Raw genomic sequence first — 20,160 nt, 5'->3', positions numbered from 1 at the left:
GGAATCTATCGAAATTGCCGGATGTTCAGGATTTGACCGCAATTCTGGCCAGGAGATCGACCAGTTCGGGCTCCTCGCCAACGATGCGGGCGAGCGAGAAGCCAACGTCGGGCCAGCGCTGGCGCAGCGCCTCGAGCTGGTGCGGCAGGTCTTCGCGCGCGTGCTTGCCCATGCCGAGGAACAGCGGGACCACGCGGATGGCGGTGGCGCCGCCGGCAATCAGCGCCGCTGTCGCCGTGGGCAGGTCGGGCGTTGCCAGTTCCATGTAGGCGCAGGCTACGCGGGCGCGGGGCTCGTTCCTGCACACGCGCTCGGCCACGGCCTCGATGGGCTGGCGCCAGCGCTCGTCGCGCGAACCATGCGCCAGTAAAACGATGCCCTGGGTCATCGTCGTAGCACCAGCCAGCTGAAGGCCGTCAACGACATCACCGAATAGATCATTCCCGGCGCCGCCGCCGTGAGCCATGGCGACCAGTTGCTCAGGTTGCCGAGATAGCCGAACACGTTGTTCAGCAGGAAGAAGCTGATGCCGATCATCACGCCGCCGAACACGTAGGTGGTGATGCCGGCCTGGCGGAAGTGCAGATAGGCGAAGGGCAGGGCGAGCACCACCATCACCAGGCACGAGAGCGGATAGAACACCTTGCGCCAGAACTCGATCTCGTAGCGCTGCGCGGTCTGGCCGTTGGCGTCGAGGTGGCGGATGTAGTCGAACAGGTCGATCGTGCCCATGCGGTCGGGGCGCAGGAGCGCGACCGACACCATTTCGGCGGTCAGCGTGGTGGGCCAGTTCAGCTGCGGAATCTTGGTCGTGGCAATGCGGGCCTGGTCGGCCGAGCTGCGCGTGTCGTACTTCTGCTCTTCGACGTCGGTGAGCATCCAGTGTCCGTTGTCGATGCGGGCCGAGCTCGCGACGATCTGGGTGCTGATGTAGCCGTTGTCATCGAACTCGAAGATGCGCGGGCTCTTCAGCGTGCCCTTGCGGTCGATCGACAGCACGTTCACTGCGAACGACACATTGCCCCGTTTTTCCTTGAGCCAAGCGCCCGTGTTGCCGGCCAGGGAATAGACGCCCTGGTATTTGGCCTTGAGCAGCTGGCCCGTGCGCTCCGACGCCGGTGCGACATAGTCGCCGATGGCAAAGGTCAGCATGACGAAACCGATGCCCAGCAGCAGCAGGGTGCGCAGCGCACGCCAGGGCCCCAGGCCGCTGGTGCGCAGGATCGTGTATTCGGAGCTCTGCGCCAGCCGGGCCATCACGAAGATGGAGCCGATCAGCACCGTGATCGGCAGCAGTTCGTAGAGGTGGCTCGGAATCAGCAGCGTCACGTAGACCAGCGCCTGCGCCGGCCCGTAGTTGAGGCTGTCCGGCTTGCCGATGGATTGCAGTTCATCGACGAAGTCGAAGAAGAAAAAGAGGCTCAGAAAGCCGAGCGTCACGAACGCCACGGCCTTCAGCACCTCCACGTAGATCAGGCGTCTTATCGTTTTCACGTGGGTTCGATCTTGGGTGTAGGCAGCGCGGCGGCGGACGGACGTGGCTTGCCCGGCCGTCCCCAGTTGTTCTGGCGTATGCCGAGCCATGCCAGGTTGATCAGCAGCACGCCGCCATGCAGCAGCACCATGAAGCCACCCAGGCTGTATTTGCCTGAACTGATCCAGCTCTGCCCCAGGTTGAGCATGTTGTAGTAGACGACGAAAGCGAACAGCGCCAGCAGCAGGTTGCCGCTGCGGCCGACGCGCGGGTTGGCGCTCGACACATTCAGCGCCAGCAGCACGAAGTTGACGGCCGTCAGCAGCATCCCGATGCGCCAGGCCAGCTCGCCGCGGCTCGGGTCGCTCGGATCGGTCAGCAGGGACAGCGTGTTGCGCGCGCGCGGCGGCGTTGCGTCGTTGGTCAGGCCGTTGTTGCCGCCTGCCCGGGTGCCGTAGGTCTTGAATTCGCTGATCTTCAGGCCGGTCTGGGCAATGGGTTGCTCGAGCCGCTGTCCGTTGTTGAGCAAGAGGTAGCGCGAATTGCCGATGTTCTCGATGCTGCCGCTGCGCGCCGAGGTCGTGATCTGCATGTTGCGCTCGATCGACCAGATGAAGACGTTGGTGGCCTTGGAGTTGTCAGCCGTCTCCTTGTCGATGAAGAACACGCGCACCCGGCCTGCGGATTCGCGGAACTCACCCGGCGCCACGCGCTCGATGTCGCTGCGCTGCTCGTACTGCTTGCGCATGCCGATGGTCTGCGAGTTGGCCCACGGCCAGCCCACCAGCGCCATCACCGCGATCAGGATCAGCACTGGCCAGGCGAAGCGGAACAGCGGCTTGACGAAGTCGATCAGGCCGCGCCCGCTGGAAAACCAGATCACCATCTCGCTGTCGCGGTACATGCGCGAGAGGGTGCCGACGATGGCGATGAACAGGCTCAGGCTCAGGATGGTCGGCATGTAGCCGAGCACCGTGTAAGTCATCACCAGGAACACCTCCTGCGGGTTCACACTGCCCTTGGACGCGAGCCCCAGGGTGCGGATGAGCATCATGGTCATCACGATGGTGACCAAGACCACGAGGGTTGCTCCGAAGCTGCGGGACAGCTCCTTGCGTAGGGAAGAATGGAATAACATCGTTCGAGGAAAAAAAGGATTATGGACTTTCAACTCAAGACCCTCACCGTCGCCCAGGCTGCAGCCGAGAAATCCGACGTCCTCATCGTGCTCGTGGGCAGCGCTCCGCTCACCTCCAAAGACCCGTTGTCGGTGCTCGCCGCCAGTGCCCGCAAGGCCGGCGACCTGCCCGACAAGGCTGGCAAGCAGCTGGGGCTCTACCGTCCGGAAGACGTGGTCGCGTCCCGCGTGGTGCTCGCCGCCATCGGCGACGGCAAGCCCGCCTCGGTGCGCAGCGGGGTGATCGCGGCGGTCAACGCGGTCAAGGCCCAGGGGCCCAAGCGCGTGGCCATCGTCTTTGCGCAGCCCACTGACGGCGCGGCGGTAGCGAGCGCCGTCACGGCGGCGGCCGACGCCAGCTATGTCTACACGACCACCAAGTCGAAGGCCGAGCCCCGCAGCATCCGCCAGCTGATCGTCGGCGTGGCCGATGCCGCCGTCGTCACCGGCGCCTTCGACACCGCCCGCGCCGCTGTCCAGGGCATCGAACTGGCCAAGGAATGGGGCAACCGGCCGGCCAACCATGCCACGCCCACGCTGCTGGCCGAGGTCGCCAAGGGGCTGGCCAAGCTGCCGAACATCAAGTGCGAAGTGCTGGGCCCGAAAGAAGTCGAGAAGCTCGGCATGGGTGCCTTCGCGGCCGTGGCTCAAGGTTCGGCGGAGCCGCTGCGCTTCATCGTGCTGCGCTACCACGGTGCGCCCAAGGACGAGGCGCCCGTGGTGCTTGTCGGCAAGGGCATCACCTTCGATACCGGCGGTGTCTCGCTCAAGCCCGCGGCCGAAATGGACGAAATGAAGTTCGACATGTGCGGCGCGGCAAGTGTGCTCGGCACCTTCCGCGCGCTCGGCGACCTCCAGCCCGCCATCAACGTCGTCGGCCTCATTCCCTCGTGCGAGAACATGAACGACGGTCGCGCCGTGAAGCCGGGCGACGTGGTGACGAGCATGAGCGGCCAGACCATCGAGGTACTCAACACCGATGCCGAGGGCCGGCTCATCCTTTGCGACGCATTGACCTACGCCAAGCGCTTCGATCCGGCGGCCGTGATCGACATAGCGACCCTGACGGGCGCCTGCGTGGTGGCCCTCGGCGGCGTGCGCAGCGGTCTGTTCACCAGCGACGAAACGCTGGCCGCAGCGATCGAAGCTGCCGGCGAGGCCTCGCAGGACCGCTGCTGGCGCCTGCCACTGGACGACGACTATGCCGAAGGCCTCAAGAGCAACTTTGCCGACGTGGCCAACATTGCCGGCCGCGCCGGCGGCGCCATCACCGCCGCCAAGTTCCTGCAGCGCTTTGCCGGCGACTTCGCCTGGGCGCACCTGGACATCGCGGGCACCGCCTGGAAGAGCGGTGCGGCCAAGGGCTCGACCGGCCGGCCGGTGGGCCTGCTGGTGTCGTACCTGACAACCCGCGCAAACGGCGGCGACGGATCGGGCAAGGCCAGCAAAACCAAAACCCCCGCAGCTCCGGCCAAAAAGGCCAGGTCGGCGAAGTGACGGAAATCGGCTTTCACTACAACGCGCCCGACAAGCTGAACTACGCCTGCCGGCTGGTTCGCAAGGCCGTGAATGCACGCGGCCTGCGCGTGGTGGTCGTCGGCGATGCGCTTGCGCTCGATGCCATGGACGCCGCGCTCTGGCAGCTGTCGCCGGTGGACTTCGTCGCGCACTGCCGCGGCGATGCGCCGGCCCATGTGGTCGCGCGTTCGCCCGTCGTTCTTTCGGCGGAGGGGGCCGACGCGGCCTCGCTGCCGCACCGCGAAATGCTGGTGAATCTCGGACTCGAAGTGCCTGCAGGCTTCGAGCGCTATGAACGCATGATCGACATCGTGAGCGACGAGGCCAACGATCGCCAGGTCGGCCGTTCGCGCTGGCGCCACTATGCCGATCGTGGCTACACCATCCAGCCACACGATTTCGCAAAGAGTTCCTGACATGGCCAGCACGCTGCGCACACCGCCTCGGTTCGTTCCCACGCTGACCACGGTGCTCGAGGTTCCGGCGGAGCCCGCGAGTCCCGAGCCGCAGGCCGCGGCCGCGCTCCAACCCGACCCGGCGAGCGTCATGGCATTGCCGCCGGCCGTGCAGCTTTCGCAGGCGGAAATCGTCAGCCTCGAAGAGCAGTTGCTGCACCGCGTGTTGCAGCGCGTCGACCTGTCTCTGGAAGAGCGTTTGAGCGACACCGTGTCAGCTGCCGTTCAGCATCAGCTCGACGCGATGGTGCCGCGTTTGCGCAATGAAATCGAAGCCGTTCTGCGTGCGTTGGTGATCGAGGCAATGGCCGCGGAACTCAGCGAAAACACAGGGTCTACGCCAGCTTCCGGCGCCTGAATCCTCGGCTAAACTGCGCCGCAGGTCGGAAGGGCGTGAGGGTGCCGCTGGTCCGCGGCGCGAAACTTGCGAGGTCTGTGCGCCCGGATCACACGACCGGTTTTTTATTCTTTTCATCCAAGTTCTGGAGGTTCTCATGCAATTGAAATGGACTGCGGTCGCACTGGCTGCACTCACGCTGGTGGCTTGCGGCAAGAAGGAAGAAGCTGCTGCTCCCGCTGCGGCGCCCGCGCCAACGGCTGCGGCCCCGGCTGCTGCACCTGCCGGAGAAACCCTGCTCGTCAAGATCGGCCACGTTGCGCCCACGAGCGGTCCCATTGCCCACCTCGGCAAGGACAACGAGTTCGGCGCCAAGATGGCCATCGAAGACCTGAATGCAAAGGGCCTCAAGATCGGCGACAAGGTCGCCAAGTTCGAACTGGTCGCCGAAGACGACGCTGGCGATCCGAAGCAGGGCACCGCTGTCGCCCAGAAGCTGGTCGACGAGAAGGTCAACGGTGTGGTGGGTCACCTGAACTCGGGCACCACCATTCCCGCTTCGAAGCTCTACAGCGACGCCGGCATTCCGCAGATCTCGCCTTCGGCCACCAATCCGAAGTACACGCGCCAAGGCTTCAAGACCACGTTCCGCGTGGTGGCCGACGACACGCAGCTCGGCGGCACGCTGGGCAAGTACGCGGTCGAAACGCTCAAGGGCAAGAACATCGCCGTGATCGACGACCGCACGGCCTATGGCCAAGGCGTTGCCGAAGAGTTCGAGAAGTCGGCAAAGGCCGCTGGCGCCACCATCGTGGGCCACGAGTTCACCACCGACAAGTCGACCGACTTCAACGCCATCCTGACCAAGCTCAAGGCTGCCAAGCCCGACGTGCTGTTCTTTGGCGGCATGGACGCCGTCGGCGGCCCGATGCTCAAGCAAGTCAAGCAGCTCGGCCTGAACGTCAAGTTCATGGGCGGCGACGGCCTGTGCACCGGCGAACTGCCGAAGCTGGCTGGCGATGCGATTGGCGAAGAAATGGTGGTGTGCGCTGAAGCCGGTGGCGTGGACGGCGACTTCAAGCAGCCGCTGGAAGACTTCAAGGCCAAGTTCAAGACCAAGAACGGCGTCGAAGTGCAGATCTACGCACCGTACGTGTACGACGCGGTCAACGTGCTGGCCGAAGCCATGGTCAAGGCCGGCTCGTCCGACCCGGCCAAGTACCTGCCTGAAGTCGGCAAGACACAATACAAGGGCGTGACCGGCCCGATCGCCTTCGACGAAAAGGGCGACATCAAGAACGGCGCCCTGACGCTGTACACCTACAAGGGTGGTGCGCGCACGCAGATCGCCGTGGTGCGCTGATTCGCTTCGGCAGCGGCAACCTTCACGGTTGTTCGCAAAAAGAGAAAAGGGCCCTCGGGCCCTTTTTCCATGGCTGCTTCAGGCGCGGTTCAGAGCGGCGCAAGACCCGAAGGGCGATTGGCGTTGCAGTACTCGATGAAAGCGTCGAGATCGCGCGACTTGTCGAACACCGCGTCTGCACCCAGAGCCATGCAACGCGCGCGTATGTCGGCCGTCACGTAGTTGCTGAGCACCACTACCCGTTGGCTGGGCTTGCGGTTCCTGCAGCCGCCCAGAACGCCGAGGCCGGAACCTTCCTTCAGGAAGAGGTCGACGATCAGGAGCTGCCAGTCGTCGGGATGCACCTCGAGCCATGCAAGGGCCTCTGTCTCGGTTTCGGCGAAGCCGACCACACGGCCATTGACCAAATCCTCGAGTGCCGGGACCAGGTTATCCCTGATGGTCTTGTTGTCCTCGACGAGGAACGTGATGAGGGCCATGCCGTGGTTTCGCTTTGAGAACGAATAGCGTAGCGTGCCTGGCGTTGCCGCGGCGTAGGAGAAAGGATACGGACGGAGTGCCGGTGGCCGAATCCGGGGTCAGTCGTCGCCGTCGGCGCGGATCTCTGCCTTGAGCTTCTTGGCCAGCGCCTGGCTTTCGTCGCGCTCCGCCGCCGCTTCGAGGCGCTTCTCGATCTCCTCGCTCAGTGCGGCGTTGACCTCAGCCAGCTTCTCGGCGGACTTGGCCAGCTTTTCTTCCAGCTGGCTCGTGTGCTCGATGGCCTGTGCCACTTCGCCGACCTGCACTTCTTCGGGCAACTCCTGTTCGAGTACCGTGTTCACCACGGCGAGGTTGTCCGATGCCCGCTGCACGTCGGCGGCCACCTGCTCGCTTTTTTCCAGGGTGCGGTCCAGTGGGGTCCTGCCGCGCGGCGCGTTTTTTCGTTGTCCAGCCATCGAGGCTCCTTTGCAGGCTTTGAAACTAAAACATTCGGATCGTAGCGCCAGATGAAAGGATCCGGCAGGTGATATCCAGTTGTTGCAAAGCAACGCACTGCTTGGTGAGCCGGACGACAAAAAAGCCCAAGTGCTTGTGGCAACTTGGGCTTCTTGCGTTGTCTGATGTTCGTGAACGGTTACGAACAATCGATCTCTGGCGGAGCAGGCGGGATTCGAACCCGCGGAGGGCTATTAACCCTCACACGCTTTCCAGGCGTGCGACTTAAACCGCTCATCCACCGCTCCTGAGCCCACGATTGTAGCAGTCAGTTCAGGCCGGATTCGACGGCTTGCCTGCCTGGACCATGCGCATCGCCGAAGCGATGAGCGCGGCGGTCTCGGTCATGTTGCTCGGCACGATCAGCGTGGTCTTGGAATCGGCCGCCACCTTGCCGTAGGCATCGACGGCGCGCTCGGCCACCTTGAGCTGCACGGCCTGCTCGCCGCCGGGCTGGCGGATGGCCGCTGCCACGCGTTCGATGGCGTCTGCCGTTGCGGTGGCCACCGCGGTGATCGCGGCGGCTTCACCCTGTGCGTTATTGATCTGCGCCTGCTTTTCGCCCTCGGAGCGGGCGATGAAGGCCTCGCGTTCGCCGGTGGCGATGTTGATCTGCTCCTGGCGGCGGCCTTCGGAGGCCGCAATCAGCGCGCGCTTGCCGCGCTCGGCCGTGATCTGCGCCTGCATGGCCAGCAAGATTTCCTTCGGCGGCGTCAGGTCCTTGATTTCATAGCGCAGCACCTTCACGCCCCAGTTGAGCGCGGCCTCGTCGATCGCGGCCACCACCTGGGCGTTGATGACGTCGCGTTCCTCGAAGGTCTTGTCGAGCTCCAGCTTGCCGATCACGCTGCGCAGCGAGGTCTGTGCAAGCTGCGTCACGGCCACGATGTAGTTCGACGAACCGTAGCTCGCGCGCATCGGATCGGTCACCTGGAAGTACAGGATGCCGTCGACCTGCAGCTGCGTGTTGTCGCGCGTGATGCAGATCTGGCTCGGCACGTCGAGCGGGATTTCCTTCAGGCTGTGCTTGTAGGCCACCCGGTCGATGAACGGAATCAGGAAGTTGGGGCCGGGCGTCATGGTGCCGTGGTACTTGCCCAGGCGCTCGCGCACCCAGGCGTTCTGCTGCGGCACGAACTTGACCGACTGGCTGATGAAGATGATCGCGATGACCAGGATGATGAGAGGGACCGAAAATTCCATGGTGCGCTTCCTTTTTCTGAGTTCTATGGACTGTGACTAGACCTTGTCGACGACCAGCCGGCTGCCGATCACCTCGACCACCCGGTGCTCTCCGGTCGACGGCGTGCGGCCCGCGCGCTGGATCACGGTCCACTGCGCGCCGCGGTAGCGCACGGTCGCCGTGCCATCGGCATTCCACGCATCGACTTGCACGCTCTCGCCGATGTCGAGGTTCACGTCGCGGTTGGTTCCGGTGGGCGGGGCAGGGGGGCGCTTACGCTGGATCGAGTACCAGGTCAGCACGGCGCCCACGCCGATCACCGAGGCCACGATCAGCTGGGTGACGGTGCCGAAGCCCAGGTGCGCCGAGATCGCCGCGGCTGCAAAGCCTGCGGCCAGCAGCAAAAGGTAGACGGTGCCCGAGAGCAACTCGACCACGATGGCGGCCCCCGCAATCAGCCACCAGACGGTGGAATTCGCCATTTCAACTCCTCTTTTCCTTGTTCGATGCGCGCCATTCTGAGGCATATGCCCCAAGCGCTTGCCCTGGGTAGGGGTACTGCGCCGCAGCCGGAGAAATGGGCCTTGCCGGACGGGCCCGAATGGCTTGCACGAGCCTGACCAGATTCGTCATCCGAATTCCGTACACTTCGCGCCTCGCCTCATTGCCTGTCTGTCTGCCTGTCCGGAGCCCCGCTCATGAAATTCCGCTTTCCCATCGTCATCATCGACGAGGACTTCCGCTCCGAGAACACCTCGGGCCTCGGCATCCGCGCGCTCGCGCAGGCCATCGAGACGGAGGGCTTCGAGGTGCTGGGCGTCACGAGCTACGGTGACCTGAGCCAGTTCGCACAGCAGCAAAGCCGGGCCAGCGCCTTCATCCTGTCGATCGACGACGAGGAATTCACCATCGGCCCCGACCTCGATCCGGCCGTGCTGAACCTGCGCAACTTCATCGGCGAAGTGCGGCGCAAGAACGCCGACGTGCCGATCTACATCTACGGCGAGACCAAGACATCGCGCCACATCCCGAACGACATCCTGCGCGAACTGCACGGCTTCATCCACATGTTCGAGGACACGCCGGAATTCGTGGCGCGCCACATCATCCGCGAGGCCAAGAGCTACCTCGAGAGCGTGCAGCCGCCGTTCTTCAAGGCGCTCATCGACTACGCGGAAGACGGCTCCTACTCGTGGCACTGCCCGGGCCACTCGGGCGGCGTGGCGTTCCTGAAGAGCCCGGTGGGCCAGATGTTTCACCAGTTCTTCGGCGAGAACATGCTGCGCGCCGACGTCTGCAACGCGGTGGAAGAACTCGGCCAGCTGCTCGACCACACTGGCCCGGTGGCGGCCAGCGAGCGCAACGCGGCGCGCATCTTCAATGCCGACCACTGCTTCTTCGTGACCAACGGCACCAGCACCAGCAACAAGATGGTGTGGCACCACACGGTGGCGCCGGGCGACGTGGTGGTGGTCGACCGCAACTGCCACAAGTCGATCCTGCACGCGATCATCATGACCGGCGCGATTCCGGTGTTCATGAAGCCCACGCGCAACCACTTCGGCATCATCGGCCCCATTCCCAAGAGCGAGTTCGAGCAGAGCGCTATCAAGGCCAAGATCAAGGCCAACCCGCTGCTGGCCGACGTGGACCCCGACAAGGTCAAGCCGCGCGTGATGACGCTCACGCAGTCGACCTACGACGGCGTGATCTACAACACCGAGACCATCAAGAACATGCTCGACGGTTACGTCGACACGCTGCACTTCGACGAGGCGTGGCTGCCGCACGCGGCCTTCCACCCGTTCTATGGCGCCTATCACGCGATGGGCAAGCGCCGCGTGCGCCCGAAGGAATCGCTGGTGTTCGCCACGCAGTCGACGCACAAGCTGCTGGCCGGCATCAGCCAGGCCAGCCATGTGCTGGTGCAGGACTCGCAGAATCGCCAGCTCGACCGCGACCTCTTCAACGAGGCCTACCTGATGCACTCGTCGACCAGCCCGCAGTACGCGATCATCGCGAGCTGCGACGTGGCCGCCGCCATGATGGAGCCGCCCGGCGGCACCGCGCTGGTGGAAGAAAGCATCCTCGAAGCGCTCGACTTTCGCCGCGCCATGCGCAAGGTCGAGGCGGAGTTCGGCAAGGACGAGTGGTGGTTCAAGGTCTGGGGCCCCGAGAAGCTCGTCGAAGAAGGCATCGGCCGCGCCGACGACTGGATCATGCAGGGCGAGAAGAACGGCAAGCCCAAGAACAAGAAGTCGCCGCGCAACTGGCACGGCTTTGGCGAATTGGCCGACGGCTTCAACATGCTTGACCCGATCAAGTCGACCATCGTCACGCCGGGTCTCGACCTCGAAGGTAACTTCGCCGAAACCGGCATCCCGGCCAGCGTGGTGACCAAGTTCCTCGCCGAGCATGGCGTGATCGTGGAGAAGACCGGGCTCTACAGCTTCTTCATCATGTTCACCATCGGCATCACCAAGGGCCGCTGGAACACGCTGCTGACGGCGTTGCAGCAGTTCAAGGACGACTACGCGCGTAACCAGCCGATGTGGCGCATCCTGCCCGAGTTCTGCCAGCAGCATCCGGGCTACGAACGCCTCGGCCTGCGCGACCTGTGCCAGCACATCCACCAGCTGTACGCGCGCTACGACGTGGCCCGCCTCACGACCGAGATGTACCTGAGCGACCTGACGCCGGCCATGAAGCCCAGCGACGCCTTCGCCCACATCGCGCACCGCAAGACCGAGCGCGTGGAGATCGACGAGCTCGAAGGCCGAATCACCACCAGCTTGATCACGCCGTACCCGCCGGGCATTCCGCTGCTGATTCCTGGCGAAGTGTTCAACAAGAAGATCGTCGACTACCTCAAGTTCTCGCGCGAGTTCAATACGCAGTGCCCGGGCTTCGAGACCGACATCCACGGCCTCGTGGCGCGCATCGACGAGACGGGCAAGAAGCGCTACTACGCGGACTGCGTCAAGTAAGCGAAGTAGGGCGCGGCCGAAGTCGTTCGAGGGGTGGTCAGCCCTCGCGAACGCGCATGAAGCGCGCAAAGCGGGGCAGGCCCTTGGCGGTGGTGCCGTTGTAGCGGTAGGTCACCCAACTGCCGATGGCGGGTGGGTTCTCCCGTTCGGCATCGGTCAGTCCGGTGCCGAGCTTGAAGCGCTTGCCGTCTGACGTCTCGACCACCAGTGCGCCGAGCCGGGCGCTGTGCCGGCCCTTGCCGGCCACGTGCTCGATCACGCGGGCCTCGGCGTCTTCATAGGGCTTGACCTTCAGCAGGTCGCTGTTGCGCTCTCCGCGGTACTGGGAACTGCCGCGGTGGAGCATCAACCCCTCTCCGCCCATCTTGATTGTCTTGTCGAGCAGCGCCTGCAGCTCTGCATGCGTGGTCGCGCGCTGCTGCGGCACCGGCACCACCCAGGGAGCGTCGGTGATGGGAAGCAGGTTGCGCAGCGCGGCCAGCCGCGTCGTGAAGTCGCCGCCCTGGGCGGGCAGGTCGAACACCATGAAGCGCATCTCGTGCCATGCGACATCGTTGGGCGTCTGGCTGCGCACTGTCGACATCGCATGGGCGAAGCGGCCGCGTCCGGCCCACAGCTCGCCGTCGAGCGGTTGCCTGGGCAGCGGGGCGGTGAACCATGCGGGCGCCATGATCCGCTCGCCGCCGCGCGTCCAGAGCTGCTTGCCGTCCCAGTAGCCGCGCACGCCGTCGTACTTCTCGCTGACCCAGTAGTCGTTCAGCGACATGCCGGGGCGGTAGACGTCGGCCAGCATCAGCGAGGGCGCTGCCTCGCGCGCGAATGCGGAGGGCGCGACGATCACGCCGAAAACGGCAAGCAGCAAGGAGCGTCGATTCAGCACGATGTGTGAAATGGGTTGCGCAGCACGGCCGTTTGGCAGCCGTGCCGGGGTTTGGCGCAGGACTACTCGGCCATCCCGCCGACGACGTTGCTGAAGCCGCCGTCCACGTAGGTGATCTCGGCGGTCACGCCGCTGGCCAGGTCGCTCAGCAGGAAGGCGGCCACGTTGCCGACTTCCTCGATGGTCACGTTGCGGCGGATGGGCGAGGCGTCGGCCACGGCCGCCAGCATCTTGCCGAAGCCCTTGATGCCGCTGGCTGCCAGCGTTTTGATCGGGCCCGCACTGATGCCGTTCACGCGCATGCCCTTCGGGCCGAGCGAGGCGGCGGTGTAGCGCACCGAGGCTTCGAGCGAGGCCTTGGCCAGGCCCATGGTGTTGTAGTTGGGCAGCGCGCGTTCGGCGCCCAGGTAGGTCAGCGTGAGCAGGGCCGCCTTGTCGTTGAGGTAGGGCAGCGCCGACTTGGCCATGGCCGGAAAGCTGTACGCGCTGATGTCGTGCGCGATCTTGAAGCCTTCGCGCGAGAGCCCGTCGAGGAAGTCGCCCGCAATGGATTCGCGCGGCGCGAAGCCGATGCTGTGCACGAAGCCATCGAACTTCGGCCAGGTCTGCGAGAGGTCTGCAAAGAGCTTGTCGATCTGCGCGTCGTCGCCCACGTCGCAATCGAAAATCAGCTTCGAGCCAAAGTCTGCGGCATATTCGGTGATACGGTCCTTGAATCGCTCGCCGACATAGCTGAAGGCGAGCTCCGCGCCCTGTTCATGACAGGCCTTGGCAATGCCATAAGCAATGGAGCGATTGCTCAACACACCGGTGATCAACAGTTTTTTGCCGGAAAGAAAGCCCATGAAGTTGCCTCGTGAAAATCTTGGGCAGAATTCTCGCATGCGGTTTCTCCGGGTCTGGTGGTTGATGGTGTGTGCGGCTCCCGCGTGGGCCGCGCATGGATATGCGCTCTGGGACGACCTGAAGTACGCCCCAGGCTTCAAGGCCTTCGACTACGTCAACGTGGACGCCCCGAAAGGCGGCGAGTTGCGGCTGGTGAGTAACCAGCGCTACTCGACTTTCGACAAGTACAACCCTTTCACCATCAAGGGGGCACCGCCGGCCTACCTCGACAGCATGCTGTTCGAGTCTCTGTTGGCCGGTTCGATGGACGAAACCGGGTCGGGCTACGGCCTGTTGGCCGAGGACGTCGCGGTAGCCCCCGACCGCCGCAGCGTCACCTTCCGCCTGCGACCCGAGGCGAGATTCCACAATGGCATGCCAGTCGAGGCGGCTGACGTGAAGCACAGCTACGACACGCTCATCGGCCCTTTCACCTCGCCGGGCTACAAGACGCTGCTGCAGGAAGTCGACGGTGCCGACGTGCTGGATGCGCGCACCATCCGTTTTCGCTTCAAGACGGTCAACCGCGAGTTGCCGCTGATCGTGGGCAGCCTGCCCATCTTCAGCCGTGCCTGGGGCGTAGAGAACGGCAAGCCCAAGCCCTTCGACCAAGTCGTGATGGATATTCCCATCGGTAGCGGCGCCTACAAGATCGGCCCTGTGCGCTTCGGCAAGGACATCACCTATGTGCGCGATCCCGGCTACTGGGGTCGCGAGCTGGCTGTGAACCGTGGCCTGCACAATTTCGACCGGATCACTGTCAAGATCTACAAGGACAACACGGCCCGGCTTGAAGCCCTGAAGGCGGGTGAGTTCGACATGATGAGCTTCTACTCGGCCGGCGACTGGGCGCGCCGGGTGAACGGCAAGCGCTTCACTACGGGTGAACTCGTCAAGCACGAGTTCCCGCACAAGAAGCCGGCGGGTTTTCAGAGCTTCGTGCTCAACAGCCGCCGCGACAGGCTGAGTGACCCGCGCGTGCGCGAGGCGCTGGGCCTGGCGCTCGACTACGAGTGGATGAACCGGCAGATGTTCTACAACGGCTATCCGCGCGTGAAGGACCTGTTCGGAAATACGGATTGCGAGGCGCAGGGCTCGCCGTCGCCCGAGGAGAAGGCGCTGCTCGAACGTTGGCGCGGCAAAATCCCCGACGCGAGCTTTGGACCAATGTTCACGCCGCCAATCACCGAAGGCGAGGGGCACTCGCTGCGCAACAACCTGCGCCGCGCGCGCGACCTGCTCAAGCAGGCCGGCTGGGAATACCGCGACGGCGCCTTGCGCAACGCCAAGGGCGAGGCCATGACGTTGGAATACCTCGACAGCAAGGAAGGCGGCGTGCGAACCGTGTCGCCTTGGATCCGCAACCTCGAGAAGCTCGGCATCACCCTGAACTTCGCGACCGTCGACTTCGCTCTCTACCAGGAGCGCCTCGACCGCTTCGACTTCGATATCACGACCATCAATTTCCCGGGCACGAACAACCCCGGGCAGCAGTTGCTCGAGATCTTCGGCAGCAAGGCGGCCAAGACGGAGAGCTCGGGCAACTACATGGGCGTGTCGACGCCGGCGGTCGATGCCTTGCTCAAGGACATCGTCGATGCCGACACCAAGGCCGACCTGATACCCGCTTGCCGTGCGCTCGACCGCGTGATCATGCACAGCCACTACCTGATTCCCCAATGGACGCTGAACTCGCACCGCATCGTCTATGACGACTGGCGGCTCGCGTTCAAATCGCCCATGCCGCCGTACGCCAACGGCGAGGACTGGGTCATGGGCACATGGTGGGCCAAGCCGGCGCGCCAGAAATAGAAGAGAAGGAAACAGGCCGTGCTCTCCTACGTCCTCAAGCGTCTGCTGCTGTTCATCCCGACCCTGCTCGGCGTGCTGCTGGTGACTTTCCTCGTGATCCAGTTCGTGCCTGGCGGGCCGGTGGAGCAGTACCTGGCTGAAGCCAAGACGGCGGGGCGGGGCGGCGGTGGCGGCGGCTTCGAGTCCGGCGGTGGCAGCTATCGCGGCAACCAGGGCGTCGACCCGAAGCGGCTCGAGCAGATCAAGGCGCTGTATGGCTTCGACAAGCCGCCGCACGAACGGCTGTTTCAGATGCTAGGCCAGTTCGCGCGCTTCGACCTGGGCAAGAGCTTCTTCCAGAACAAGGACGTCTGGACGCTGATCCTCGAGAAACTGCCCGTCTCGATCAGCCTGGGCCTCTGGACCTTCTTCATCAGTTATGGAGTGGCGGTGCCGCTGGGTGTCGCGAAGGCGGTAAAGGCGGGAACGCGCTTCGACCTGATCAGCACGCTGATTGTGCTCATCGGCTACGCCATCCCGGGCTTCGTGCTGGGTGTGGCGCTGCTGGTGGTGTTCGGAGGGCAACTGCAGTGGTTCCCGCTGCGAGGCCTGACCTCGGCCAACTGGGACGACCTGGGCTGGGGCGCGCGCATCGTCGATTATCTTTGGCACATCACGCTGCCTGTCACGGCAATGGTGCTCGGCAGCTTCGCGGTGACGGCCATGCTCACCAAGAACGCCTTCCTCGAGGAAATCCGCAAGCAGTACGTGTTGACGGCGCGGGCCAAGGGGCTGGGCGAGAAGCAGGTGCTCTGGAAGCATGTGTTCCGCAATGCGCTGATTCCGATCATCACCGGGCTGCCTTCGGCGTTCATCGGTGCGTTCTTCGCCGGCTCGCTGCTGATTGAGACGCTGTTCTCGCTAGACGGCCTGGGTTTGCTGGGCTACGAGAGCGTGATCCGGCGTGACTATCCCGTCGTACTCGGCACCCTTTATCTCTTCACGCTGATCGGCCTGGTGACCAAGTTGATTTCCGATCTTTGCTACGTTTGGGTGGACCCGCGTGTCAAATTCGACTGAGGGCGTTGTGCCCGTGAGTGCGACCGGTGGCACGGAGACGAAGGCAGCGCCGGTGGCCACAACGGCCCACCTCTCGCCTGGTCGTCGTGCGTGGATGCGTTTCAAGCGTGACCGCCTCGGCTTCTGGAGCTTGGTGATCTTCGCGACGCTGGTGGTGCTGAGCCTGTTCGCGGAGGTGCTGTCGACGGACAAGCCGCTTGTCCTGCACTATGAAGGGCACACTTATTTTCCGGTGCTGCGCGACTACTCCGAGAAGACTTTCGGCGGTGACTTCGAAACGCCAACCGACTACCTTGACCCCTTCATTCGCGAGCGCATCACGAAGGGCGACAACTGGGCGATCTACGCACCCAATCCCTACGGCCCCAAAACGCTCAACTACTTCGCCAAGTCGCCGAGCCCGGCCGCCCCGACGGCCGACAATCTGCTCGGCACCGATGACCGAGGCCGCGACTTGCTGGCGCAGCTCATCTATGGTTTCCGCGTGAGCGTGCTGTTCGGCCTGGCGCTCACCGCCATCGGCACGGTGCTGGGCGTGGTCGCCGGTGCCGTGCAGGGTTACTTCGCTGGCAAGACCGATCTCGCGTTCCAGCGTTTCATCGAAATCTGGGGCTCCATGCCGGAGTTGTACCTGCTGATCATCTTCAGCGCGATCTTCGTTCCCAGCGTGGCACTGCTGCTCATCCTGCTGAGCCTGTTCGGCTGGATGGGCCTGGCCGACTACGTGCGCGCGGAGTTCCTGCGCAACCGCCAGATGGACTACGTGCGCGCCGCGCGCGCTCTGGGCGTCGGCAACCTGCAGATCATGTGGCGCCACATCCTGCCCAACAGCATGGTGCCGGTCGTCACTTTCCTGCCGTTTCGCATGAGCGCGGCCATCCTGGCGCTGACCTCGCTCGACTTCCTGGGCTTGGGCGTGCCGCCGGGCACGCCGTCGCTCGGCGAGCTGCTCAGCCAGGGCAAGGCCAACATCGATGCCTGGTGGATCTCGATATCGACCTTCGGCGTGCTCGTCGTTACCCTGATGCTGCTGACATTCATGGGCGACGCGCTGCGCGACGCACTCGATCCGCGCAAGGCCGACAAATGATGAACGATCCGCAACTCAAGCAGGCCCTGCTGGACGTGAAAGGCCTGCGTGTCGCATTCAGCGGCAAGGAGGTCGTGCACGGCATCGACTTCCAGATGGCCGCTGGCGAAAAGCTCGCGCTCGTCGGCGAGTCGGGCTCGGGCAAGACGGTCACTGCGCTGTCGCTGCTGCGGCTGGTGCAGAACGCCGATCTGTCCGGCACTGCCCGGCTTTTCGGCGGGGAGCGCTCGCAGGGCGCGCGCGACCTGTTGTCGATTCCCGAGCGCGAATTGCGCGGCATCCGCGGCAAGGAGATCGCGATGATCTTCCAGGAGCCGATGACTGCACTGAATGCGCTCTACAGCGTCGGCGACCAGATCGCCGAGGTGCTCGAACTGCATGAGAGTCTGTCGGCTCGCGCCGCGCAGGCGGCCGCTGTCCAGTTGCTGGCCGATACCGGTATTCCCGAGCCGGCGCGACGGGCGAGGGCGTTTCCGCACCAGCTCTCGGGCGGCCAGCGCCAGCGCGCGATGATCGCGATGGCGCTCGCCTGCAAGCCGCGCCTGCTGCTGGCCGACGAACCGACCACCGCGCTCGACGTCACGGTGCGCGCGCAGATCCTGGAACTGCTGGCCGATCTGCAGCGCAAGTACGGCATGGCCGTGCTGCTCATCACGCACGACCTGAACCTGGTGCGTCGTTTCGCCGATCGCGTGGTGGTCATGGAGAACGGCCACGTCGTCGAGCATGGCGCCGTGGCGCCGGTGTTCGATGCCCCGCAGCATCCCTATACGCGCAAGCTGATCGACAGCCATCCGCAGCGCAATGTGGCGGCCGTTGCCGCGCGTGCCGACGCAACGCCCGTGATCGAGGCGAAGGCCCTGCGCGTGATCTACCCCGTGCCGAGGCCCGGCATCGCCGGCTGGTTCCGAAAGGGCGAGTTCGTGGCGGTGCAGGGCGCGGATTTCCGCATCGTGCCGGGCGAGACGCTGGGCGTGGTGGGTGAATCGGGTTCAGGCAAGTCGACGCTTGCGCTGGCGGCGCTGGGGCTCTTGAAGCACCAGGGTGCACTGGAGGTCGCGGGCAAGGGCTGGGCGGTCGATCGCGCCTCCGATCTCGGCTTGCGCCGCGTCATGCAGGTAGTGTTCCAGGACCCGTTCTCTTCGCTGTCGCCGCGCATGACGGTGGAGCAGATCGTGGGCGAGGGGTTGCGCGTGCATGCACCCGAACTCAACATCGGAGCGCGCCGCGCCCGCGCGCTCGCCGCACTGGCCGACGTCGGGCTGACGGAGGCCCAGTTCCCCTCGCTGCTCGACCGCTATCCGCACGAGTTCTCGGGCGGCCAGCGGCAGCGCCTGGCGATCGCCCGCGCGCTGATCGTCGATCCGCAACTGTTGGTGCTCGACGAGCCGACCAGCGCGCTCGACGTGACGATCCAGAAGCAGGTGCTGGGCCTGCTGCAGCGCCTGCAGCGCGAGCGGGGGCTGAGCTATCTGCTGATCACGCACGACGTGGAGGTGATCCGTGCCATGGCGCACCACGTCATCGTGATGAAGGACGGTGCCATTCTCGAAACCGGGCCGGTCGAGCGAGTGCTCGACGCGCCCGATCACCCCTACACAAAAAAGCTGGTGGCCGCCGCGCTGCTGGAATAAACGGAGATTGCAGGAAATGTCGGAAATCGGACGCGACCGGCGCGGCGCCTGGCGCGCGGCGCTGGCCTGCATGGTCACCCTTGCGGTGGCGATGGGCCTGGGGCGCTTCGCCTTCACGCCCATGCTGCCCATCATGCTGCACGAGGGAAAACTGGAGCTCGCGGCGGGCGGGGTGCTGGCGTCGCTCAACTACCTGGGTTATTTCCTCGGCGCGCTGAGCTGCGCGGCCATCGGCATCAAGGCTTCGAGCATGGTGCGCGGCGGATTGGCGGCCACGGCGGCCCTGCTGATCGGCATGGGGTTGCTGCACAGCTTTACCAGCTGGGGCGTGCTGCGTACGGCGGCGGGCGTGATGAGCGCCTGGGTTTTTGTCTTTGCCTCGGGCTGGGGGTTGCGCCGCCTGTCGGAAACGAACGCGCCAACGCTGGCCGGGGTGATCTACACCGGGCCGGGCATCGGCATCGCCATGACCGGCCTGCTCGGCGGGGTGCTGGGGCGCTGGGGTTCCGAGGCGGGGTGGATCGGCCTGGGCATCCTGGCAATCGTGCTGGTCGCGGTGATCTGGCGGGTTTTCGACGACGGCGAGCGGGCACCGGTCGGCGGCGGGGCTGCGCCGGCGCCTGCTGCCGCGGCCCGCGAAGCCGGATCGGCGGCCGACCGCAGCGACGCCATCTGGCTGGTCGCGCTCTATGGCCTGGCCGGTTTTGGCTACATCATCACCGCCACCTTCCTGCCAGTGATCGCCCGGCAGGCGCTGCCGGGGTCGCCCTGGCCCGATTTCTTCTGGCCGCTGTTCGGGCTGGCCATCATTCCGGGGGCGTTGATCGGAGCCCGCGCGCCAACGCATTGGGACAATCGGCTGCTGCTGGCTGGCGCCTACGCGCTGCAGGCGCTCGGTGTCGTTCTGTCGGTGGCGTGGCCGAGCATCGCCGGATTCGCGCTCGGCAGCCTGCTGCTGGGCATGCCGTTCACCGCCATCACGCTTTTCGCCATGCGGGATGCCCGTCGTCTGCGAGGCAATGCGGCGGCCGGGCTGATCGGCTATGCAACGGCTTCTTATGGGGTAGGGCAGATCATCGGGCCGTTGTTTGCGGCGCCGCTGGCCCAGCGAACCGGGTCTTTTCAGTTGCCGCTGCTCGTCGCGGCGGCGGCGCTGGCACTCGGTGCGGTCCTGTTTGCGTTGGTTTGGTCTAAATCGCGTCGCGCAATAGCCGATTGAGGGGCAAAGCCCCTTCATATATTGCACAAATAGCATATAATTCGAGGCTCACGACCAAACGGGCGGGTACCAACCGCCCGTTTTTTTTGGTCTATGCATTCTGGGCTGAGCA

At 64.8% G+C, this 20,160-nt stretch carries 19 protein-coding genes and 1 tRNA gene; 10 read left to right on the top strand and 10 right to left on the bottom strand.

Translation table 11 applies throughout. From position 1 onward, the window contains the following. Window positions 1-25: 25 nt before the first annotated feature. Genes PMI12_RS11490 through lptF form a run of 3 tightly spaced genes read right to left on the bottom strand, consistent with a single transcriptional unit; the run spans window position 26 to window position 2,612 of the window. Window positions 26-388: a sirohydrochlorin chelatase gene (locus PMI12_RS11490; protein ID WP_007832296.1), complete on the bottom strand. Its 363-nt coding sequence runs from the start codon at window positions 386-388 to the stop codon at window positions 26-28. Then, window positions 385-1,494 (bottom strand): LPS export ABC transporter permease LptG, encoded by a 1,110-nt coding sequence (gene lptG / locus PMI12_RS11485; RefSeq protein WP_007832294.1) that lies wholly within the window; start codon window positions 1,492-1,494, stop codon window positions 385-387. The genes PMI12_RS11490 and lptG overlap by 4 nt, the downstream gene beginning before the upstream one ends. After that, window positions 1,491-2,612, bottom strand: a complete 1,122-nt coding sequence (lptF, locus tag PMI12_RS11480; RefSeq protein WP_007832293.1) for an LPS export ABC transporter permease LptF — start codon at window positions 2,610-2,612, stop codon at window positions 1,491-1,493. The genes lptG and lptF overlap by 4 nt, the downstream gene beginning before the upstream one ends. Window positions 2,613-2,633: 21 nt before the next feature. Between lptF and PMI12_RS11475 the strand changes: the two genes are divergently transcribed. The 4 genes from PMI12_RS11475 (at window position 2,634) to PMI12_RS11460 (ending at window position 6,324) form a co-directional block, all read left to right on the top strand. Beyond that, window positions 2,634-4,148, top strand: a complete 1,515-nt coding sequence (locus tag PMI12_RS11475; RefSeq protein WP_007832291.1) for a leucyl aminopeptidase — start codon at window positions 2,634-2,636, stop codon at window positions 4,146-4,148. Beyond that, on the top strand, window positions 4,145-4,585 hold the full coding sequence (locus PMI12_RS11470; RefSeq protein WP_007832289.1) for a DNA polymerase III subunit chi: 441 nt from the start codon (window positions 4,145-4,147) through the stop codon (window positions 4,583-4,585). Before PMI12_RS11475 ends, PMI12_RS11470 begins: the two co-directional genes overlap by 4 nt. A 1-nt stretch (window position 4,586) precedes the next feature. Further along, window positions 4,587-4,982 carry a hypothetical protein gene (locus PMI12_RS11465; protein WP_007832288.1) on the top strand — a complete coding sequence of 132 codons (396 nt, stop codon included), beginning with the start codon at window positions 4,587-4,589 and terminating at the stop codon, window positions 4,980-4,982. Between the two features lie 136 nt (window positions 4,983-5,118). Continuing rightward, complete coding sequence (locus PMI12_RS11460; RefSeq protein WP_007832287.1) at window positions 5,119-6,324, top strand: branched-chain amino acid ABC transporter substrate-binding protein; 1,206 nt, start codon at window positions 5,119-5,121, stop codon at window positions 6,322-6,324. A gap of 89 nt (window positions 6,325-6,413) precedes the next feature. Here the strand turns inward: PMI12_RS11460 and PMI12_RS11455 are convergent, their stop codons facing one another. The 5 genes from PMI12_RS11455 to PMI12_RS11435 all read right to left on the bottom strand — a co-directional run bounded on the left by PMI12_RS11455 (window position 6,414) and on the right by PMI12_RS11435 (window position 8,964). Beyond that, window positions 6,414-6,803 (bottom strand): response regulator, encoded by a 390-nt coding sequence (locus PMI12_RS11455; RefSeq protein ID WP_007832286.1) that lies wholly within the window; start codon window positions 6,801-6,803, stop codon window positions 6,414-6,416. Between the two features lie 99 nt (window positions 6,804-6,902). Continuing rightward, complete coding sequence (locus PMI12_RS11450; RefSeq protein WP_007832285.1) at window positions 6,903-7,259, bottom strand: hypothetical protein; 357 nt, start codon at window positions 7,257-7,259, stop codon at window positions 6,903-6,905. Window positions 7,260-7,456: 197 nt separating this feature from the next. Beyond that, window positions 7,457-7,547, bottom strand: a tRNA-Ser gene (locus PMI12_RS11445). 25 nt (window positions 7,548-7,572) lie between these two features. Next, window positions 7,573-8,502: an SPFH domain-containing protein gene (locus tag PMI12_RS11440; protein ID WP_007832284.1), complete on the bottom strand. Its 930-nt coding sequence runs from the start codon at window positions 8,500-8,502 to the stop codon at window positions 7,573-7,575. 36 nt (window positions 8,503-8,538) lie between these two features. Continuing rightward, entirely contained in the window at window positions 8,539-8,964 is a 426-nt protein-coding gene (locus PMI12_RS11435) for an NfeD family protein (protein WP_007832283.1), read from the bottom strand. A gap of 216 nt (window positions 8,965-9,180) precedes the next feature. Between PMI12_RS11435 and PMI12_RS11430 the strand changes: the two genes are divergently transcribed. Continuing rightward, window positions 9,181-11,469, top strand: a complete 2,289-nt coding sequence (locus PMI12_RS11430) for an arginine/lysine/ornithine decarboxylase (RefSeq protein WP_007832282.1) — start codon at window positions 9,181-9,183, stop codon at window positions 11,467-11,469. Between the two features lie 37 nt (window positions 11,470-11,506). Here PMI12_RS11430 and PMI12_RS11425 read toward each other — a convergent pair whose 3' ends face one another. Together PMI12_RS11425 and fabI are read right to left on the bottom strand one after the other, a co-directional pair. Continuing rightward, a complete protein-coding gene (locus PMI12_RS11425; protein WP_042673198.1) occupies window positions 11,507-12,349 on the bottom strand; it encodes a DNA ligase in 843 nt (280 codons plus the stop codon). Between the two features lie 62 nt (window positions 12,350-12,411). Then, a complete protein-coding gene (gene fabI / locus PMI12_RS11420; protein ID WP_007832278.1) occupies window positions 12,412-13,194 on the bottom strand; it encodes an enoyl-ACP reductase FabI in 783 nt (260 codons plus the stop codon). Between the two features lie 37 nt (window positions 13,195-13,231). On the opposite strand from fabI, the gene PMI12_RS11415 reads away from it, so the two are divergent. Genes PMI12_RS11415 through PMI12_RS11395 form a run of 5 tightly spaced genes read left to right on the top strand, consistent with a single transcriptional unit; the run spans window position 13,232 to window position 20,048 of the window. Beyond that, the gene (locus PMI12_RS11415; RefSeq protein WP_007832276.1) at window positions 13,232-15,046 is read left to right on the top strand and encodes an extracellular solute-binding protein; all 1,815 of its coding nucleotides are present in this window, start codon (window positions 13,232-13,234) and stop codon (window positions 15,044-15,046) included. A gap of 18 nt (window positions 15,047-15,064) precedes the next feature. Further along, window positions 15,065-16,105: a microcin C ABC transporter permease YejB gene (locus PMI12_RS11410; RefSeq protein ID WP_007832274.1), complete on the top strand. Its 1,041-nt coding sequence runs from the start codon at window positions 15,065-15,067 to the stop codon at window positions 16,103-16,105. Window positions 16,106-16,118: 13 nt separating this feature from the next. Then, complete coding sequence (locus PMI12_RS11405) at window positions 16,119-17,195, top strand: ABC transporter permease (RefSeq protein ID WP_272943559.1); 1,077 nt, start codon at window positions 16,119-16,121, stop codon at window positions 17,193-17,195. Beyond that, window positions 17,192-18,829: an ABC transporter ATP-binding protein gene (locus PMI12_RS11400; protein ID WP_007832270.1), complete on the top strand. Its 1,638-nt coding sequence runs from the start codon at window positions 17,192-17,194 to the stop codon at window positions 18,827-18,829. The genes PMI12_RS11405 and PMI12_RS11400 overlap by 4 nt, the downstream gene beginning before the upstream one ends. Before the next feature lie 16 nt (window positions 18,830-18,845). After that, window positions 18,846-20,048, top strand: coding sequence for a YbfB/YjiJ family MFS transporter (locus PMI12_RS11395; RefSeq protein WP_007832268.1), 1,203 nt, complete (start codon window positions 18,846-18,848; stop codon window positions 20,046-20,048). Window positions 20,049-20,160: the final 112 nt, after the last annotated feature.

This window comes from Variovorax sp. CF313 (genome assembly GCF_000282635.1).
GTDB lineage: Bacteria > Pseudomonadota > Gammaproteobacteria > Burkholderiales > Burkholderiaceae_C > Variovorax.
This window is presented reverse-complemented; position numbering and strand designations above follow the sequence as displayed.

What these genes read in the sequence shown, in the direction of transcription:
- PMI12_RS11490 (WP_007832296.1), bottom strand. Translation starts at nt 388, where the DNA reads ATGACCCAGGGCATCGTTTTACTGGCGCATGGTTCGCGCGACGAGCGC.
- lptF (WP_007832293.1), bottom strand. Translation starts at nt 2,612, where the DNA reads ATGTTATTCCATTCTTCCCTACGCAAGGAGCTGTCCCGCAGCTTCGGA.
- PMI12_RS11475 (WP_007832291.1), top strand. Translation starts at nt 2,634, where the DNA reads ATGGACTTTCAACTCAAGACCCTCACCGTCGCCCAGGCTGCAGCCGAG.
- PMI12_RS11465 (WP_007832288.1), top strand. Translation starts at nt 4,587, where the DNA reads ATGGCCAGCACGCTGCGCACACCGCCTCGGTTCGTTCCCACGCTGACC.
- PMI12_RS11460 (WP_007832287.1), top strand. Translation starts at nt 5,119, where the DNA reads ATGCAATTGAAATGGACTGCGGTCGCACTGGCTGCACTCACGCTGGTG.
- PMI12_RS11455 (WP_007832286.1), bottom strand. Translation starts at nt 6,803, where the DNA reads ATGGCCCTCATCACGTTCCTCGTCGAGGACAACAAGACCATCAGGGAT.
- PMI12_RS11450 (WP_007832285.1), bottom strand. Translation starts at nt 7,259, where the DNA reads ATGGCTGGACAACGAAAAAACGCGCCGCGCGGCAGGACCCCACTGGAC.
- PMI12_RS11440 (WP_007832284.1), bottom strand. Translation starts at nt 8,502, where the DNA reads ATGGAATTTTCGGTCCCTCTCATCATCCTGGTCATCGCGATCATCTTC.
- PMI12_RS11435 (WP_007832283.1), bottom strand. Translation starts at nt 8,964, where the DNA reads ATGGCGAATTCCACCGTCTGGTGGCTGATTGCGGGGGCCGCCATCGTG.
- PMI12_RS11430 (WP_007832282.1), top strand. Translation starts at nt 9,181, where the DNA reads ATGAAATTCCGCTTTCCCATCGTCATCATCGACGAGGACTTCCGCTCC.
- fabI (WP_007832278.1), bottom strand. Translation starts at nt 13,194, where the DNA reads ATGGGCTTTCTTTCCGGCAAAAAACTGTTGATCACCGGTGTGTTGAGC.
- PMI12_RS11415 (WP_007832276.1), top strand. Translation starts at nt 13,232, where the DNA reads ATGCGGTTTCTCCGGGTCTGGTGGTTGATGGTGTGTGCGGCTCCCGCG.
- PMI12_RS11400 (WP_007832270.1), top strand. Translation starts at nt 17,192, where the DNA reads ATGATGAACGATCCGCAACTCAAGCAGGCCCTGCTGGACGTGAAAGGC.
- PMI12_RS11395 (WP_007832268.1), top strand. Translation starts at nt 18,846, where the DNA reads ATGTCGGAAATCGGACGCGACCGGCGCGGCGCCTGGCGCGCGGCGCTG.